The sequence below is a fragment of the Mycobacterium sp. NGS54 genome, from assembly GCF_059812465.1.
This window is the reverse complement of record NZ_JCALCS010000003.1, coordinates 207,743-223,819: the sequence shown is the minus strand read 5'-3', so window position 1 is coordinate 223,819 and position 16,077 is coordinate 207,743. Positions and strand designations below refer to the sequence as shown.

The following is a 16,077-nucleotide window of genomic DNA, read 5'->3' as shown; positions in this document are numbered from 1 at the left end:
GGTCACACCGAGTACTTCTCGATCAGCCCATTCTTGTAGAGCTTGCCGGTGTCGGTGCGCGGCAGCTGCGCCTCGAAGGCGATCGAGCGCGGACATTTGTAGTGCGCCAGGCGGTCCCGCAGCCATCCGGTCAGTTCGTCGGCGAACTGGTCGGTGGCGTCGGCCGGGTCGACGGTCTGCACGGCCGCCATGACGCGCTGGCCCATCTCGTCGTCGGGAACGCCGAACACCGCGGCGTCCAACACCTTCGGGTGGGTGACCAGAAGGTTCTCCGTCTCCTGCGGGTAGATGTTCACCCCGCCGGAGATGATCATGTGGTGGCGCCGGTCCGTGAGGTAGAGGTAGCCCTCCTCGTCGAGGTAGCCGACATCGCCGACCGTCATCCAGCCGTGCGTGTCGCGCGAGGCGGCGGTTTTCGTCGGATCGTTGAGGTATTCGAACGAGTGCCCGCCCTCGAAGTAGATCTCTCCGGGCTGGCCCGGCGGCAGCTCGGTGCCGTCCTCGCCGAGGATGTGAGCCGCGCCCAGGTACGGCTTGCCGACCGAACCCGGATGCGCCAGCCACTCCTCGGCGCTGATCAACGTCGCCCCGATCGCCTCGGAGGAGGCGTAATACTCGTCGATGATCGGCCCCCACCAGTCGATCATCTGCTTCTTGATCTCCACCGGGCACGGGGCCGCGGCGTGCATCGCGCGCTTGAGGCTGGACAGGTCGTACGAATCACGAACGGCCGCAGGTAGTTTCAGCATGCGGGTGAACATCGCCGGCACGAACTGGCCGTGGGTGATGCGGTGGCGCTGGATGGCGTCCAGTGTGCCCTCGGCGTCGAACTTCTCCAGCACGACGGTGGTGATGCCGCCGGCCTGCGCGCTCATCGACCACACCGACGGCGCGGTGTGATAGAGCGGGGCGGGGCTCAGATAGATCGAGTCGGGGGACATCCAGATCTCGACCAGCGCCGACATCATCCCCGGCGCCTCGGCCGGCGGGAGATGCGGCAGGTCGCGTCGGATCCCCTTGGGCCGCCCGGTGGTGCCCGACGAGTACTGCAGCAGGTCGCCCTCGATCTCGTCGTCGATCGGGGTATCCGGTTGGTGCGCAACGCATTCCGGGTAGCGCTCCCAGCCCGGCAGGTCGCCGTCGGCGATCATCAGCAGCTCCGGCAGCCCGGGCAGATGGTCACCCAACTGCACCAGCGTGTCGCGCAAGGCCGCCGAACCGATGATCGCCTTGGCGTTGCTGTTGTCAACGATGTAAGCGGCCTCGGCCGCGGTCAGGTGGGTGTTGATCGGCACGTAGTACAAACCGCTGCGGCGGGCCCCCCACATCACCGCGTGGATGTGCTCGTTGTTCTCCATCAAGATCGCGACGGTGTCCCCCTCGCGCAGGCCGGCCTGGCGGAACCGGTGCGCCAGTCGGTTGGCGCGGGCTTCCAGGTCATCGAAGGTGACGACGGTGCCGGACGGGTACAGGATCACGGCAGGCTTGTCGGCGCCGACATGGGGGCGAATCTGCATGCGCAGACTGTACGACGCCCGGTTTGACACGTGTCATGCGGGCAGCAGCAGCGCGCTGTCCCCGAATTCGTGCCACAGATAACCGCGCGCGACGGCCTCTCGGTAGGCCGCCGCGACCAGGTCGGGGCCCGCGACGGCCTCGAGCAGCAACAGATGCGAGGCGCCGGCGTCGTGCCACCCGGTGATCAGGCCGTCGACCACCCGGCATGGGCGGTGCGGGCCGAGCACCAGGTCGGTCCAGCCGACCGCCGGGCGGACCACGCCGGCGGCGTTCGCGGCCGACTCCAGCGCGCGCGTCACCGTGGTGCCGACGGCGATCACCCGGTTACCGGCCGCGCGCGCCGAATTCACCAGCCGCGCGGTGGGCGCCGGCACCTCGAACAGCTCAGGTGTCGGCGGCTCGCCGGCTTCCACCGAGGACACCCCGGCGTGCAACGTGATCGGCGCGATCACTATCCCAGCGGAGACCAGGGCAGTCACCAGCTCGGTGCTGAAAGGACGTGCGGCGCTCGGCATTTCGGCGCTTCCGGCGGACCGGGCGAACACGGTCTGGTAGTCGCGCAGCGGCCACTCCCGCGGCACGTACGCATACCGGATCGGCCGCCCGTGCCGCGCCAGGTAGGCCCCCAGGTCGCCCTCCAGGATGACGCGCGCGGTCCACAGCCGCGCGCCCTCGGCCCCCGGTTCCGGATACGACGACCCGATGGCCAGGCCCGCGCCGCCGGGCAACTCGACGCGTTCGCCGGGCCGCACGTCGGTGAGGTGGCCGGTGGCGTCCGCCGGGGGCCGCAGTTCCACCACCCACTCCGTGTCGCCGCGCGCCGTCGAGAAGTGCACCGCGACGGCCCGCCCGCCGCGGCGGCCGTCGACCGCGGCGGGCATCGTGGCGGAGTTGTTCACCACCAGCAGATCGCCCGGTCGCAGGTAGTCTCCGAGGTCGGCGAAGCGGGCGTGGCTGACCCCGTCCGGGCGGGCGACCAGCAGCCGGACCGCGTCGCGGGCGAGGCCGCGGGCTTCGGGCGGCTCGCCGGCGTCGGAGCCCGGGGGGCGCTGGAAGTGGATCATGACAGCGCACCCGACAACAGCTCCGCGGCCCGGTAACGACCCGCGGGCGGCCGCCTTTCCAGCAGGCGCAGCAGGGCCGGGACGACCGACTCGGGCTCGGCGCGATCGGAGATGTCCGCACCGGGAAACGCGGCCTGGTGCATCTCGGTGCGCATGTCACCCGGGTCGAAGGCGTAGACGGCAATGGCCGAAGCCTCGGCCGCCAGGACGGCCGACAGCTGATCCAGCGCGGCTTTGGACGACCCGTAGCCGCCCCACCCGGCGTACGGCTCGACGGCGGCGTCGGACGACAGGTTGACGATCGCCCCCGCGTTGTCGGCGAGCGCCGGCAGGGCCGCCCGGATCAGCGCCAGCGGGGCGAACACGTTGGTTTCGTATACGTCGCGCAACTCGCCGACTGGGTAGTCCGCGAGCGCCGGCTGCGGGCTGGGCCCAAGCCGGCTGGCGTTGTTAACCAGCAGGCCAAGGGGGCCGGCCCCGAGCGCGGCGGTCAGCAGCGCGTCACGGTGCGACGCGTCGGTCACGTCGCCCGGTAATCCGATCAGTCGATCCGAATTCAGCTCTGCAACAGTTGCTTTGAGTTCATGGGCGCGGCGGGCGTCGGCGACGACGGTCCACCCGCGGTCGAGCAGGGCGGCGGTCACCGCCCGGCCGAAACCGCGGGACGCGCCGGTGACGATGGCGACGGGGCTTGGTTGCGATTGAGTCATAGCGCCCATACTGATAGTTAAAGTAAACTTTAAGTCAAGTCCCCAATTCGAGAAGGCCGACAATGGACAAGCGGGATCTGTTCACCGTCAGCGAGATCGCGCGCCGCAGCGGCTTCGCCGCCTCGGCGATCCGCTTCTACGAGAGCCAGGGGCTCATCACGGCGACCCGGACGTCGGGCAATCAGCGCCGGTTCGAACGGCAGATGCTGCGGCGGCTGGCGTTCATCAAGGCCGCCCGCAACGTCGGGCTGAGCCTCGACGAGGTGGCCGACGCGCTGGCGACCCTGCCCGACGGCCGCACCCCCACCCGCGCCGACTGGGCCCGGTTGTCCAAGACCTGGCGCGCACGGCTGGACGACCAGATCGCCGGGTTGATCGCGTTGCGCGACAACCTCGACTCGTGCATCGGTTGCGGCTGCCTATCACTGAAGCGCTGCGCGATCTCCAATCCGGGCGACCTGGCGGCCGGCGCCGGAGCGGGCGCGGTGTACCTGCCGAGATCGCTGCGACGCCCGGCTACGGGTGCAAAACTTTAGGACTCGGCGAGCCGCTGCTTGAGCGCCTCGAACTCGTCCTTGACGCCGGTCGGCAGTTTGTCGCCGACGAACTCGAACCACTCCTCGATCAGGGGCAGTTCCTCGCGCCACTCGTCGGCGCGGACGGCCAGCGCCTGCGCGACCTCGTTGGCGTCCGCGTCGAGGCCGTCCAGGTCCAGGTCCTCGGGGGTCGGCACGATGCCGATCGGGGTGTCCTGGCCGCCCGCCCGGTGCTCGATGCGGTCGACGATCCACTTCAGCACACGGCTGTTCTCGCCGAAGCCGGGCCACAGGAACTCGCCCTTCTCGCCGCGGCGGAACCAGTTGACGAAGAACACCTTCGGCAGCTTGGACTCGTCGGAGTTCTTGCCCAGGTCCAGCCAGTGCTGGAAGTAGTCGCCGACGTGGTAGCCCAGGAACGGCAGCATGGCCATCGGGTCGCGGCGCACGGTGCCGACCTTGCCCTCGGCGGCGGCGGTCTGCTCGCTGCCCATGGTCGCCCCCATGAACACGCCGTGCTGCCAGTCGCGGGCCTCGGTCACCAGCGGCACCGTGGTCTTGCGGCGGGCGCCGAACAGGATGCCCGAAATCGGCACGCCCTGCGGGTCGTCCCACTCCGGCGCCAGGATGGGGCACTGCGACATCGGCGTGCAGTACCGTGAATTCGGGTGGGCCGCATTGGTTTCCGTCTCGCGGAAGTACCAGTCGTTGCCCTTCCAGTCGGTGAGGTGCTGCGGGTCGCCCTCGAGGCCTTCCCACCACACCTCGTCGTCGTCGGTGAGCGCGACGTTGGTGAAGACGGTGTTGCCCGCGGCGATGGTGCGCATCGCGTTGGGGTTGGACTTCCAGTTGGTGCCCGGCGCCACCCCGAAGAAGCCGAACTCGGGGTTGACCGCGTACAGGCGGCCATCCTTGCCGAACCGCATCCAGGCGATGTCGTCACCGAGCGTCTCGGCGCGCCAGCCCGGGATGGTCGGCTGCAACATGGCCAGGTTGGTCTTGCCACACGCGGACGGGAACGCCGCGGCGAAGTAGTACGCCTTGTTCTCCGGGGAGATCAGCTTGAGGATCAGCATGTGCTCGGCCAGCCAGCCCTCGTCGTGCGCCATCGCCGAGGCGATGCGCAGCGAGTAGCACTTCTTGCCCAGCAGCGCGTTGCCGCCGTAGCCGGAGCCGTAGCTCATGATCTCGCGGGTCTCGGGGAAGTGGGTGATGTACTTGGTCTCGTTGCACGGCCACGCCACGTCCTTCTGGCCCGGCTCCAGCGGGGCCCCGACGGAGTGCAGCGCCTTGACGAAGAAGCCGTCGTCGCCCATCTTCTCCAGGGCCGCCTTGCCCATCCGGGTCATCACCTTCATCGAGACGACGACGTATTCGGAGTCGGTGATCTCCACGCCCAGCTTGGGGTCGTCGGCGCCCAGCGGGCCCATGCAGAACGGCACCACATACATGGTGCGGCCGCGCATGCAGCCGCGGTACAGCTCCGTCATGGTGGACCGCATCTCGGCCGGGTCCATCCAGTTGTTGGTCGGGCCGGCGTCGATCTGCCGCTCGGAGCAGATGAAGGTCCGCGACTCCACACGCGCCACGTCGGAGGGGTCGGACAGCGCCAGGAAGGAGTTGGGGTACTCCTTGGGGTTCAGCCGCTTGAACGTGCCCGCCGCGACGAGCTGCTCGGTGAGCCGCTGCCACTCCTCGTCGGACCCGTCGGCGAAGACCACCCGGTCGGGCTGGGTCAGCTCGGCAACCTCCGCCACCCAGGACAGCAGCCCCTGGTGATTGGTGGGCGCGGTGTCCAAACCGGGGATGGTCGCTGAAGTCATCGAAGTCTCCTGGATTCTTCTGCCTGCTTACTCGGCTCGTGTTTGAGTTGCCTTGCTATGCCCTCGCCCACACAACTGTTTACATGGTGGCGTTAACTACAGGTTATCGTGAGCTACTTGTCGGAGAGGTCTCGGGCGGGTATAAGCCTTCTCACAACAACGATTCAGAAACAGGGCCGAACGTCACGCGTCGTCGCCATTCTCGCTCCCCGAAACCGGTTCATCGTTTTCGCCCTCGCGGTGGGGTATACCCGGTTGTCCCAGTTCTGCACGCACGGCGTCCAGGGCGGCCTGCACGGTCGGCATTTCCCGGTCGCGCACCGCGGCCGCCCGCGCCGCCGCGATCGCGTGCTCGCGCAGTTCGCTGTCGATCGCGCTGACCTGGTCGGCCACCTGCGCGTTCTCCGCCTCATCGCGGGCGACCAGCGCGGTGCTCAGCACCGACTCGGCGACCAGCACCCGGGTCGCCACCAACTCCTCCACCGTGGACTGCAGCGACGACGTCACATCGGCGGCCCAGCGGTCCAGCAGCGACCGGTCGCGCAGCAGTCCGCGGATGTGGACGACCACAAACGTGACCGCCACCCCGACGGCAACGCAGCCGACCGCGCCCGCCGCGGCCAGGGCGGGGCTGAGCCGGGAGGCCAGCCCGCCGACCAGCCGGCTGAGGGTCAACGCCACACCGAGCCCGAAGCCGGCGCCCAGGAGCATCATCAGCCAGGTTTCGTGCCGCCGGGATTTCAGAGGCGCGGGCGGGACCTCGACGGTCGGCAGCTGATCGACGCCGGGCAGGGCGACCGGCACACCCAGCACCTGCGCGACCTCGGCGAGGTGGGTGCCGGTTCCCTCGCTCACCTCGGCCACCACCTCGTCGACGCGGCCGCGCGCGTACTCACCGAAGCCGGCCATCTTCCGCCGGGACAGGCCGGCGGCGTCCTCTTGCAGCTCGGTGCGCACCGACGAGCACCGGTTGCGGGCGAAGTAGGACAACTGGACGCGGGCCTGCTGAATCTGGCCGCGCAGCGTGATGGTGCGCTCGGTTTTCGCCTGCCGCCGCTGCCGCAGGGCCCCGCTGCGCTCCTCCCGCAGCGCGTCGACCCGTGCCCGGCGCCCGGCGCCCTCGGCATCGCGGTCAATGCGCTTGGCGACCGTCTGCAGCCGGGATTCCCAGGCGCGCAACCTGTTTCGCCGCGGGATGTCGGGGGCGGCGAGTTGCTCGTCGACGGTGCGCACCAAATCGTCGACGCTCGGGTCGCCCACGTCGGGCAGGGCGGCGGCGCCGACCCAGGGCACGTGGGCGTACCGCGGCGCATGCGCGGCCAGGGTGTCACGGTTGGCGGCGAGGACGTCGCGCCAGTTGCGGTGCACGTCCACCTTGGACACCACGCCGACGACGACGTCGGTGTGCTCGGCGGCGGCGTCCAGCAGCGCGCAGTCGGATCCGGTCAACTGCGCCGCCGCGGAGACGACGAAGACCACCGCGACCGGCGCGTCGCCGGGTCCAAGATCCGCCGACTCGACGAACTTGTGCTGCGACAGCCGTTCCCGCAGCGCCGACACCACGGCGCTGACGCCGGCCATCCACGGGCCGGTCACCAACACCACGTCGCGACGGTTGATGCCGGGCGAATCCAGCCGGGGCCCGATCGCCGCCACCAGCGCGTCGACCTCGGCGGCCGGATCGTCGCCGCTCACCGTGGCTCCCCGAGCGGCGACCCGCACGCCTGCGACCACAACCGCAGCGATCCCCGGGCGATGTCCGCGCCGCAGGCGCGCTGCAGACCACTCACCGGTCCCAGCCTGCCAAGGCTGTAGCGCTGCCAGCGCACCGCCCGGGGCAGGGGGCCCGCGGGCTCGTCGCCGCCGGGGTCGAGCCCGGCGGCCTCGGCCAGGTCGACCGCGGCCGCCATCCGGGCGACCACCGTGTCGTCGCGGGACACAAAGCCGCTGATCACCTCGCCGGCCTCGCCCCACGTGACGGCCAGGGCCTCCAGCTCCGCGACGGCCCGCAGCACCCGCCGGTAGCGCACCTCCGCGCCGATCGCCGCGATGTTGTCCACGACCGCGTCGACGCCGCTCAGCTTGCGCAGCAGGGCTCGGGCCTGCGGCGGGGTCCTGCCCTGCCGGGCCGCCGCGATGCCCAGCGCGGTGCCGAACAGGTCGAGCGTCTCCAGCAGGCGCAGGCGCACGTCGGTCGGCACTGGAAGGTCCGCCGCGAGGAAGCCGGTGTAGGAGCCGTCCAGACAGCGCGCGCCCGCCGGGTCGGCGGCCAGCGCCCGCAGCGCCGCCCACAGCGCCGCGTCCAGACCGTCCAGCCCGGCGAGCGCGAGCAGACCGCTCATCGGCGCGATCGGCGCCCCGACGAGCGCCGCGAACCGCGCGGTGCGGGCGCTGGCGGACAGCCGGGCCAGGTCGGCCTTGTTCAGCACGGCCAGCACCGGGCGTCCGGCGGCGGCGACAGCGTCGGCGTCCTCGGGCTTGATCACCTCGGCGGTGACATAGACGACCACGTCGGCACCCGCCGCCGGCGCCGCCGTCGCCGTGATCCCGCGCCCGGCCCCGGCGCGGTCCAGGGCGCGGGCCACCGTGCGGCGACCCACCCCGCGGCGGCCGCGGACGGCCACGCGCAGCGGCGCGCCGGCCCGCTCGGCGATCGCCGCCAGGCGCGGGTCGGCGCGGCCGGCGGCAAAGCGCGCCAGCTCGTCGACGAAAATCCTGTGCCCTTGTCCCGTCATGTCCTACCCGTTCGATCCGACGGGCGTCCGTTTGCCGGGCGGCCAGTCGGGCCTCACCGAATGGTGGCATCTGCGTCATCGAGATGCGAGCCACCGCTACCAGCCGAAGGCAACTGTTGGGTATCAATCTGGACCAGGGGCGGCTACATCGAGGGTTCATGGGCCACCATGGACAAATGCATGCGCAACCCGGGGTCGGGACGTGTCCCGGCGCGCCGGTGGGAGTGGAGGCTGGCCTGCAGACCGGAGAACCGCCTGGTCCCGAACATCGCCGCCTGCCGGCCACGAGTTTCCGGTCGCGGCGTTCCGCGCTTTCGGAGGCCCAGCGCCAGACCTGGGAGCGGCTGTGGCCGAAACTGGGCATCTCGGTCGGCCCTCCCCCGGCCGGAGCTCCGCCGCGCCCGGAACCGCTGGACACCCGCGCATGGTTCGGCCGCCACGCCCCGGTGGTGCTCGAAATCGGTTGCGGCAGCGGCACATCCACCCTCGCGATGGCAAAGGACGAGCCCGACGTCGACGTGATCGCGGTGGAGGTCTACCGGCGGGGCCTGGCGCAGCTGCTGTCCGCGATCGACCGCGAGCAGGTCGGCAACATCCGGCTGATCCGCGGGAACGGCATCGACGTGCTGGACCGCCTGATCGCGCCGGGTTCGCTGACCGGGGTGCGCGTCTTCTTTCCCGATCCCTGGCCCAAGGCCCGTCACCACAAGCGCCGGTTCCTGCAGCCGAGCACGATTGGCCTGATCGCCGACCGGTTACTCCCTGGTGGTGTCCTGCACGCCGCGACCGACCATCCCGGCTACGCCGAGCACATCGCCGAGGCCGGCGATGCGGAACCCCGGCTTCGTCGCGTCCAGCCGGGAAGCCGGCTGCCGATCTCGGTCGTGCGCCCCACCACCAAGTACGAGACCAAGGCCCAAGAAGCGGGCAGCGCCGTGAACGAGTTCATCTGGAGTAGGCGATAGATATGAGCCTGACCGAAGAGGCGACAGCAGCGGAAGCGGCACTGGAACCGCTGGAAGCACCGGCGGTTCTGTCGGCCGAGGGCCTGAGCAGCTTCCAACCCCCAGCCGGGCGCGTGCTGCTCGTCTGGGACGCTCCCAACCTCGACATGGGCCTGGGCTCCATCTTGGGGCGGCGCCCCACGGCCCTGGAGCGACCCCGCTTCGACGCCCTGGGTCGCTGGCTGTTGGCGCGAACCGCGGAGGTCAGCTCGGGCCGCCCCGGCGTCGTCATCGAGCCCGAGGCCACCGTTTTCACCAACATCGCCCCGGGCAGCGCCGACGTCGTGCGGCCGTGGGTGGACGCGTTGCGAAACGTGGGTTTCGCGGTCTTCGCCAAGCCGAAGATCGACGAGGACAGCGACGTGGACCACGACATGCTGGCCCACATCGCGCAGCGGCATTCGGAAGGGCTCGCGGCGCTGGTGGTGGCGTCCGCCGACGGTCAGGCCTTCCGTCAACCGCTGGAAGAAATCGCGCGGACCGGGGTTCCCGTCCAGGTGATCGGATTTCGCGAACACGCCAGTTGGGCGTTAGCGTCGGATACCTTGGACTTCGTCGACCTGGAAGACATCGCGGGTGTGTTCCGGGAGCCGTTGCCGCGGATCGGCCTGGATTCGCTGCCTGACCATGGAGCATGGCTGCAGCCGTTCCGGCCGCTGTCCGCCCTGTTGACCACGCGTGTGTGAGACTGGGAACCCAATGCGTGGGTCGCTAGAGATCCAGTAAGGAGCTTACGTGTTCGCCTGGTGGGGACGAACTGTGTACCGATACCGGTACATCGTCATCGGGGTCATGGTGGCTCTGTGCCTCGGCGGCGGCATTTTCGGCATGAGCCTGGGCAAACACGTTACACAGAGCGGCTTTTACGACGACGGCAGCCAGTCCGTCAAGGCGTCGGTCCTGGGTGACCAGACCTACGGCCGCGACCGCACCAGCCACGTCGTCGCCACCTTCACCGCTCCCGACGGCAGGACCGTCGAGGATCCGGCGTGGCGGCAGAAGATCGTCGACGAGCTGAACAAGTTCAAGAACGACCACCCCGACCAGGTCGTCGGGTGGGCGGGCTGGCTGGCGGTGGCCAATCCCGCCGACGCGCCCCCGCTGATCAAGGGGATGGCGACCGAGGACAAGAAGCACACGTTCGTGTCGATCCCGCTGAAGGGCGACGACGACGACTCCATCCTCAACAACTACAAGACCATCGCGCCGGACCTGCAGAAGCTCGACGGCGGGACCGTCCAACTCGCGGGCCTGGAGCCGATTGCCAACGCCCTGACCGGCACCATCGCCACCGACCAGCGCCGCATGGAGGTGCTCGCGCTGCCGTTGGTGACGGTGGTGCTGTTCCTGGTGTTCGGCGGCGCGATCGCCGCCGGCCTGCCGGTCATCGTGGGCGGGCTGAGCATCGCGGGCGCCCTGGGCATCCTGCGGTTCGTCGCCATGTTCGGGCCGGTGCACTATTTCGCGCAGCCGGTGGTCTCGCTGATCGGCCTCGGCATCGCCATCGACTATGGGCTTTTCGTGGTGAGCCGGTTCCGGGAAGAGATCGCCGAGGGCTACGACACCGAGGCCGCCGTGCGACGCACCGTCATGACGGCAGGTCGCACCGTCACCTTCTCCGCGGTGCTGATCATCGCCTCGAGCGCCAGCCTGCTCGTGTTGCCGCAGGGCTTCGTGCATTCGCTGGTCTACGCGATCTTCGCCGCCGTCGGGCTCGCGGCGCTGCTGTCGATCACGCTGCTGCCGGCCTGCCTGGGCATCCTGGGCCGCCACGTCGACGCGCTGGGCGTGCGGACCGCGTTCCGCGTTCCCTTCCTGCGGAACTGGAAGGTGTCGCGCGCCTACCTCAACTGGCTGGCCGACCGGCTGCAGAAGACCAAGACCCGCGAAGAGGTCGAGGCCGGCTTCTGGGGCAAGCTGGTCAACTTCGTGATGAAGCGGCCGCTGGCGTTCGCCATCCCGATCGCCGTCGGCATGATCCTGCTGGTCATCCCGCTCGGCAACCTGTCGTTCGGGGGCATGAGCGAGAAGTACCTGCCGCCCAACAACTCCGTGCGCCTGGCGCAGGAGCACTTCGACAAGCTCTTCCCCGGCTACCGCACCGAGCAACTGACCGTGGTGATCAAGAGCAACAACGGCAGCAAGGTCACCGACCAGCAGGTGGCCGACATCCGCAACAGGATCGCGCCGATCACCGGGTTCACGGACAAATCCTGGGAGGAGCGACCGTGCCCGGCCATCGCGGGCAACCCCTGCGTCAACGGCCCGAACGGCGCGACGCAGCCCAAGAACGACTCGGTGCGCGTCATTCAGAACGGCCTGGTCAACAAGAATGACGCCGCCAAGAAGATCGACGAGCTGCGGGCCATAAATCCGCCGAAGGGCCTCACCCTGCTGGTCGGCGGCACGCCCGCGCTGGAGCAGGACAGCATCCACAGCCTGTTCGACAAGGCGCCGCTGATGCTGGTCCTGTTGCTCGGCGCCACCACCTTGCTGATGTTCCTGGCGTTCGGATCGGTGGTGTTGCCGATCAAGGCGGTGGTGATGAGCGCGCTGACGCTCGGGTCCACGCTGGGCATCCTGACCTGGATCTTCGTCGACGGGCACTTCTCGACGTTGCTGAACTTCACGCCGACACCGCTGATGGTGGTGCTGATCGCGCTCGTGGTCGCGGTGGGCTTCGGCCTGGCCACCGACTACGAGGTGTTCCTGGTGTCCCGAATGGTCGAGGCGCGCGAACGCGGCATGTCCACCGCGGAGGCGATCCGGATCGGCACCGCGACCACCGGACGCCTGATCACGGCCGCCGCCCTGGTCCTCGCCGTCGTCGCCGCGTCGTTCGTCTTCTCCGACCTGGTGCTGATGAAGTACCTGGCGTTCGGCCTGATGGCGGCGCTGTTGCTGGACGCCACCGTGGTCCGCATGTTCCTGGTGCCGTCGGTGATGAAGTTGCTCGGCGACGACTGCTGGTGGGCCCCGCGCTGGGCCCGGCGCCTGCAGAACAAGATGGGACTGGGCGAGATCGACCTGCCCGACGAGCGCAAGCGCCCCACCCTCAACGGCCGGCCCGCCCGGCCCCCCGTCGCGGCGGCCAGCCTGGCCGCCGGGGCACCGCGCGCACCGCACGACCCCACCCACCCCGGCTCGCTGGAGCCGTCGCGGGCGGGCCACCCGGACCAGCTCGAACCCCGGCCCGCCCGGGAACTGGCGGCGGGCGCGAGCACACCGTCCGCCGCGAGCACCACGCGCCTGCAGGCCCAGCCGACGGAAGCGAAGACCGCGCGCCTCACGGTGCCTCCGAACGCGGCCCCCAAGCCGCCGGTGTCGCCGCGGCCGCCGGTGCCCCCGACACCCTCGAGCGGTCAGACCCGGGCAATTCCGGTGCCGCCCAACAGCTCCGGTGACCACGACCCGGCCGACCCCACCGCCGCCCTGCCGGTCATGGGTTCGGACGCCAACGACTCCGACGCGGCCACCGAGAAACTCAACGCCCGCGGGCAAGGCGAGAACGGCGACCGGCGTCGCCGCGGCGCCGGCGGGGGCGTCAGCGCGCAGGATCTGCTGCGCCGCGAGGGACGGTTGTAGCGCCCGACGGCTCAGTCCGGCTCGTCCGGCTCCGCCTGGACGACGACCCCGGCCTCGTCGGTCTCCTCGGTCTGCTTTTCCGCCTTCGCGGACGGGTCCCGCGCGAGCAGCACCTGGATCGCGTTGTTGAGGAACGCGACCGTCGGCACGGCGAGCAGGGCCCCGACGATCCCGGCAAGCACGCCGCCGGTGGAGATGGCCAGCACCACCGCCAGCGGGTGAATGGAGACCGCACGCCCCATCACCAGCGGCTGCAGCAAATGCGCCTCGAGCTGGTTCACCGCGATCAGCAAACCGAAGGTGATCAGCGCGTAGACGAGCCCCTTGGCCAGCAGCGCGACCACCACCGCCAGCAGTCCCGAGACCAGCGCACCGATCAGCGGAATGAACGCGCCGAGAAACACGATTGAGGACAGCGGCAGCGCCAGCGGGATGCCCATGATCGCCAACCCGGTGCCGACTCCCGCGGCGTCGGTCAGGGCGACCAGGAAGGTGGCGCGCACGTAGCCGATCAACGACACGTATCCGGCGAAGCCCGCGGCCCGCACCCGCTCTCGGGCGCCCTCCGGGAAGATCTTCGTGACGTACTGCCAGATGTTGCGGCCGCCGTAGAGGAAGAAGATCAGCGTGAACAGCGTCAGCACGGCGGCCGTCACCAGCTCGGTGATGGTGGCCGCGGTGGAGAGCGCGCCGCTGGTCAGCTTGGACTGGTTGTTGTGCAGCGCCTGGATCGCGGCGTTGCCCGCGTTGGAGATCTGTTCGCCGCGCAGGTGCAGCGGGCCCTCCATCAGCCAGCGGCGGCTGGAGTCGATGCTGCGGCTGATCTGCTCGGTCAGGTCGGGCAGACCGTAGACGAACTGGACGATGACGAACGTCAGGATGCCGCCGAAAACCGCGAACCCGCCCAGCATGACCAACGCCACGGCCGCCCCGCGCGGCAGGCCACGCCGGTCGATCCAGTCGACGGCCGGCACCAGCAAAGCGCTGACCATCAGCGCCAGCAACACGGGAACGACGACGACTTCCAGCTTCTGCACGACCCAGAGCAGGGCGACCGCCGCGGCCAGGATGACCAGCAAACGCCACGCCCAGGCCGCGGCCTTTCGGACCAGAGGTTCGACGGACCCAGCCTCCAAGGCGTCGTCGGTGTTTGCCGGCATCAGGCCAGCCTATCTGGCGGCGGCGCGCCGCGACCGGCCGTCGGGCGTCCCGCGCGTGGCCCCGCCCGGCACGATCCGGTTACGACCCCGACACAGTCGGAGCTTCGCCTCGCTGGCCGCGCCACCTGCGCGGTTACCCTAAAGCACGTGTCGCACGACGCACCCGCTCGCAAGCTGGACCTGACGCGCGAAGAGACCCCGCGCGGCAGGTACTGGTGGGTGCGCTGGGTGGTCCTCGGGATCGTCGCGATCGTGCTTGCTGTCGAGATCGCGCTCGGCTGGCGCCAGTTGGCGAAGGCCTGGATGAGCCTCTACGAGGCCAACTGGTGGTGGCTGATCGCGTCGGTGGTGGCGGCGGCCGCGTCGATGCACAGCTTCGCCCAGATCCAGCGCACCCTGCTGAAATCGGCGGGCGTGCACGTCAAGCAGTTGCGGTCGGAGGCCGCGTTCTACGCCGCCAACTCGCTGAGCACGACCCTGCCCGGCGGGCCGGTGCTGTCGGCGACGTTCCTGTTCCGCCAGCAGCGGCTCTGGGGCGCGTCGACGGTGGTGGCCTCGTGGCAGTTGGTGATGTCGGGCGTGCTGCAGGCGGTGGGGCTGGCGCTGCTCGGCCTGGGCGGCGCCTTCTTCCTGGGGGCCAAGAACAACCCGTTCTCGCTGCTGTTCACGCTCGGCGGCTTCGTCGCGTTGCTGCTGTTGGCCCAGGCGGTGGCGTCGCGCCCGGACCTGATCGAGGGCATCGGCAGCCGGGTGCTGTCGTGGGTCAATTCGCTTCGCGGCAGGCCTGCCGACACCGGCCTGGACAAGTGGCGCGAGACCCTGATGCAGCTCGAGTCGGTGAGCCTGGGCCGCCGCGACCTGGGGGTGGCGTTCAGCTGGTCGATGTTCAACTGGATCGCCGACGTCGCCTGCCTGGGCTTCGCGGCGTACGCCGCCGGCGATCACGCGTCGGTCGCCGGGCTGACGGTCGCGTACGCCGCCGCCCGCGCGGTCGGCACGATTCCGCTGATGCCGGGCGGCCTGCTGGTGGTCGAGGCGGTGCTGGTGCCCGGCCTGGTCTCCAGCGGGATGTCATTGCCGAGCGCGATCTCGGCGATGTTGCTCTACCGGCTGATCAGCTGGTTGCTGATCGCCGCCATCGGCTGGGTGGTGTTCTTCTTCGTCTTTCGCACCGAAAACGTCGCCGACTCCGACGATGACGACCCGATCACCGGCCCGCTGGCCGTCGTGCGCGACGGCGACCCGACCACCGACCCGACCGAAACCGCCCTGCAGGGTCCGCTGCCGCCGCCCGAGCCCACCCAGGAAATCGACGGTTAGCGCGCGCCACCGATCGTCACGCCGGGCAGCGTCGGGGCCGGCACACCGCCGGCCGGGGAGGCGGCCGGCGTGCCACCGCCTGGCAGCGCGGGCAGCCCGCCCGCCGCGCCCTGCGCCTGCTGCATCATCCCCATCGCCTGCGGGATGCTGATCGGCAACTTGCACTGCGTCGACAGGCTGGTCAACGGCGACGCGATCGACGTCATGTCGCCGGCGACCTTCGGGTTGGCCTCGAAGTAGGACTTCAGCCCCGTCAACGACTGCGGGCCGGCCTGCTGCTGCAGCATCGAGGTCATCGTCTGGTTGGTCTCGGGATGCGAGTCCAGGTAGTCGCCCATCGACTTGGAGACCGAGCCGATGGTCCGGGCGATCTCGCTGGCCGCGCAGGGGTCGTTGGCGCCCGTCGCCGGCGGACCGGCGAGGACCGCGACGGCGGCGCCGGGCACCGTGATGGCCAGCAGCCCGGCGAAGATTCTGCGGCGCCCGGTCGCGGTGGCTGTCGTCATGGGTCACTCCTTGAAAGTTTGCGAGGCTGCGCGGCGTCGTGGGCACATCGCAAAACGGTTGGCGTGAACGGCTCTTCGTGACGGGGTTCCCCGCTCCCCCGCGCGGCCACCGGACA

Annotated in this window: 13 protein-coding genes; 5 read left to right on the top strand and 8 right to left on the bottom strand. The window is 70.1% G+C overall.

Annotated elements, in window-relative coordinates; genetic code table 11:
* Positions 1-2 precede the first annotated feature (2 nt).
* From fadD4 to AC5Y5E_RS09980, 3 genes are read right to left on the bottom strand one after another with little or no spacing between them, the layout of a single operon-like run.
* Positions 3-1,517, bottom strand: a complete 1,515-nt coding sequence (gene fadD4 / locus AC5Y5E_RS09990; protein WP_499902829.1) for a fatty-acid--CoA ligase FadD4 — start codon at positions 1,515-1,517, stop codon at positions 3-5.
* A gap of 33 nt (positions 1,518-1,550) precedes the next feature.
* A complete protein-coding gene (locus tag AC5Y5E_RS09985) occupies positions 1,551-2,582 on the bottom strand; it encodes an S-adenosylmethionine:tRNA ribosyltransferase-isomerase (RefSeq protein WP_499902828.1) in 1,032 nt (343 codons plus the stop codon).
* On the bottom strand, positions 2,579-3,292 hold the full coding sequence (locus AC5Y5E_RS09980; protein ID WP_499902827.1) for an SDR family NAD(P)-dependent oxidoreductase: 714 nt from the start codon (positions 3,290-3,292) through the stop codon (positions 2,579-2,581). The genes AC5Y5E_RS09985 and AC5Y5E_RS09980 overlap by 4 nt, the downstream gene beginning before the upstream one ends.
* A gap of 62 nt (positions 3,293-3,354) precedes the next feature.
* Here AC5Y5E_RS09980 and soxR point away from each other — a divergent pair, with 62 nt between their 5' ends.
* The gene (soxR, locus tag AC5Y5E_RS09975; protein WP_499902826.1) at positions 3,355-3,828 is read left to right on the top strand and encodes a redox-sensitive transcriptional activator SoxR; all 474 of its coding nucleotides are present in this window, start codon (positions 3,355-3,357) and stop codon (positions 3,826-3,828) included.
* Here the strand turns inward: soxR and AC5Y5E_RS09970 are convergent.
* From AC5Y5E_RS09970 to AC5Y5E_RS09960, 3 genes are all read right to left on the bottom strand, one after another.
* Positions 3,825-5,651, bottom strand: a complete 1,827-nt coding sequence (locus tag AC5Y5E_RS09970; protein ID WP_499902825.1) for a phosphoenolpyruvate carboxykinase (GTP) — start codon at positions 5,649-5,651, stop codon at positions 3,825-3,827. The two genes, soxR and AC5Y5E_RS09970, sit on opposite strands and share 4 nt — an antisense overlap.
* A 183-nt stretch (positions 5,652-5,834) precedes the next feature.
* Positions 5,835-7,346 carry a hypothetical protein gene (locus AC5Y5E_RS09965; RefSeq protein ID WP_499902824.1) on the bottom strand — a complete coding sequence of 504 codons (1,512 nt, stop codon included), beginning with the start codon at positions 7,344-7,346 and terminating at the stop codon, positions 5,835-5,837.
* Positions 7,343-8,386: a hypothetical protein gene (locus tag AC5Y5E_RS09960; protein WP_499902823.1), complete on the bottom strand. Its 1,044-nt coding sequence runs from the start codon at positions 8,384-8,386 to the stop codon at positions 7,343-7,345. Before AC5Y5E_RS09960 ends, AC5Y5E_RS09965 begins: the two co-directional genes overlap by 4 nt.
* A 158-nt stretch (positions 8,387-8,544) precedes the next feature.
* On the opposite strand from AC5Y5E_RS09960, the gene trmB reads away from it, so the two are divergent.
* From trmB to mmpL3, 3 genes are read left to right on the top strand one after another with little or no spacing between them, the layout of a single operon-like run.
* A complete protein-coding gene (gene trmB, locus AC5Y5E_RS09955; protein WP_499903274.1) occupies positions 8,545-9,351 on the top strand; it encodes a tRNA (guanosine(46)-N7)-methyltransferase TrmB in 807 nt (268 codons plus the stop codon).
* Between the two features lie 2 nt (positions 9,352-9,353).
* Positions 9,354-10,076 (top strand): NYN domain-containing protein, encoded by a 723-nt coding sequence (locus AC5Y5E_RS09950; RefSeq protein ID WP_499902822.1) that lies wholly within the window; start codon positions 9,354-9,356, stop codon positions 10,074-10,076.
* Between the two features lie 49 nt (positions 10,077-10,125).
* Positions 10,126-12,975, top strand: coding sequence for a trehalose monomycolate exporter MmpL3 (mmpL3, locus tag AC5Y5E_RS09945; protein WP_499902821.1), 2,850 nt, complete (start codon positions 10,126-10,128; stop codon positions 12,973-12,975).
* Between the two features lie 11 nt (positions 12,976-12,986).
* Here mmpL3 and AC5Y5E_RS09940 read toward each other — a convergent pair whose 3' ends face one another.
* Positions 12,987-14,135 (bottom strand): AI-2E family transporter, encoded by a 1,149-nt coding sequence (locus AC5Y5E_RS09940; RefSeq protein WP_499902820.1) that lies wholly within the window; start codon positions 14,133-14,135, stop codon positions 12,987-12,989.
* Between the two features lie 147 nt (positions 14,136-14,282).
* On the opposite strand from AC5Y5E_RS09940, the gene AC5Y5E_RS09935 reads away from it, so the two are divergent.
* Positions 14,283-15,455, top strand: coding sequence for a lysylphosphatidylglycerol synthase transmembrane domain-containing protein (locus tag AC5Y5E_RS09935; protein ID WP_499902819.1), 1,173 nt, complete (start codon positions 14,283-14,285; stop codon positions 15,453-15,455).
* On the opposite strand, the gene AC5Y5E_RS09930 is transcribed toward AC5Y5E_RS09935, so the two are convergent.
* Positions 15,452-15,961 (bottom strand): hemophore, encoded by a 510-nt coding sequence (locus AC5Y5E_RS09930; RefSeq protein WP_499902818.1) that lies wholly within the window; start codon positions 15,959-15,961, stop codon positions 15,452-15,454. The two genes, AC5Y5E_RS09935 and AC5Y5E_RS09930, sit on opposite strands and share 4 nt — an antisense overlap.
* Positions 15,962-16,077 lie beyond the last annotated feature (116 nt).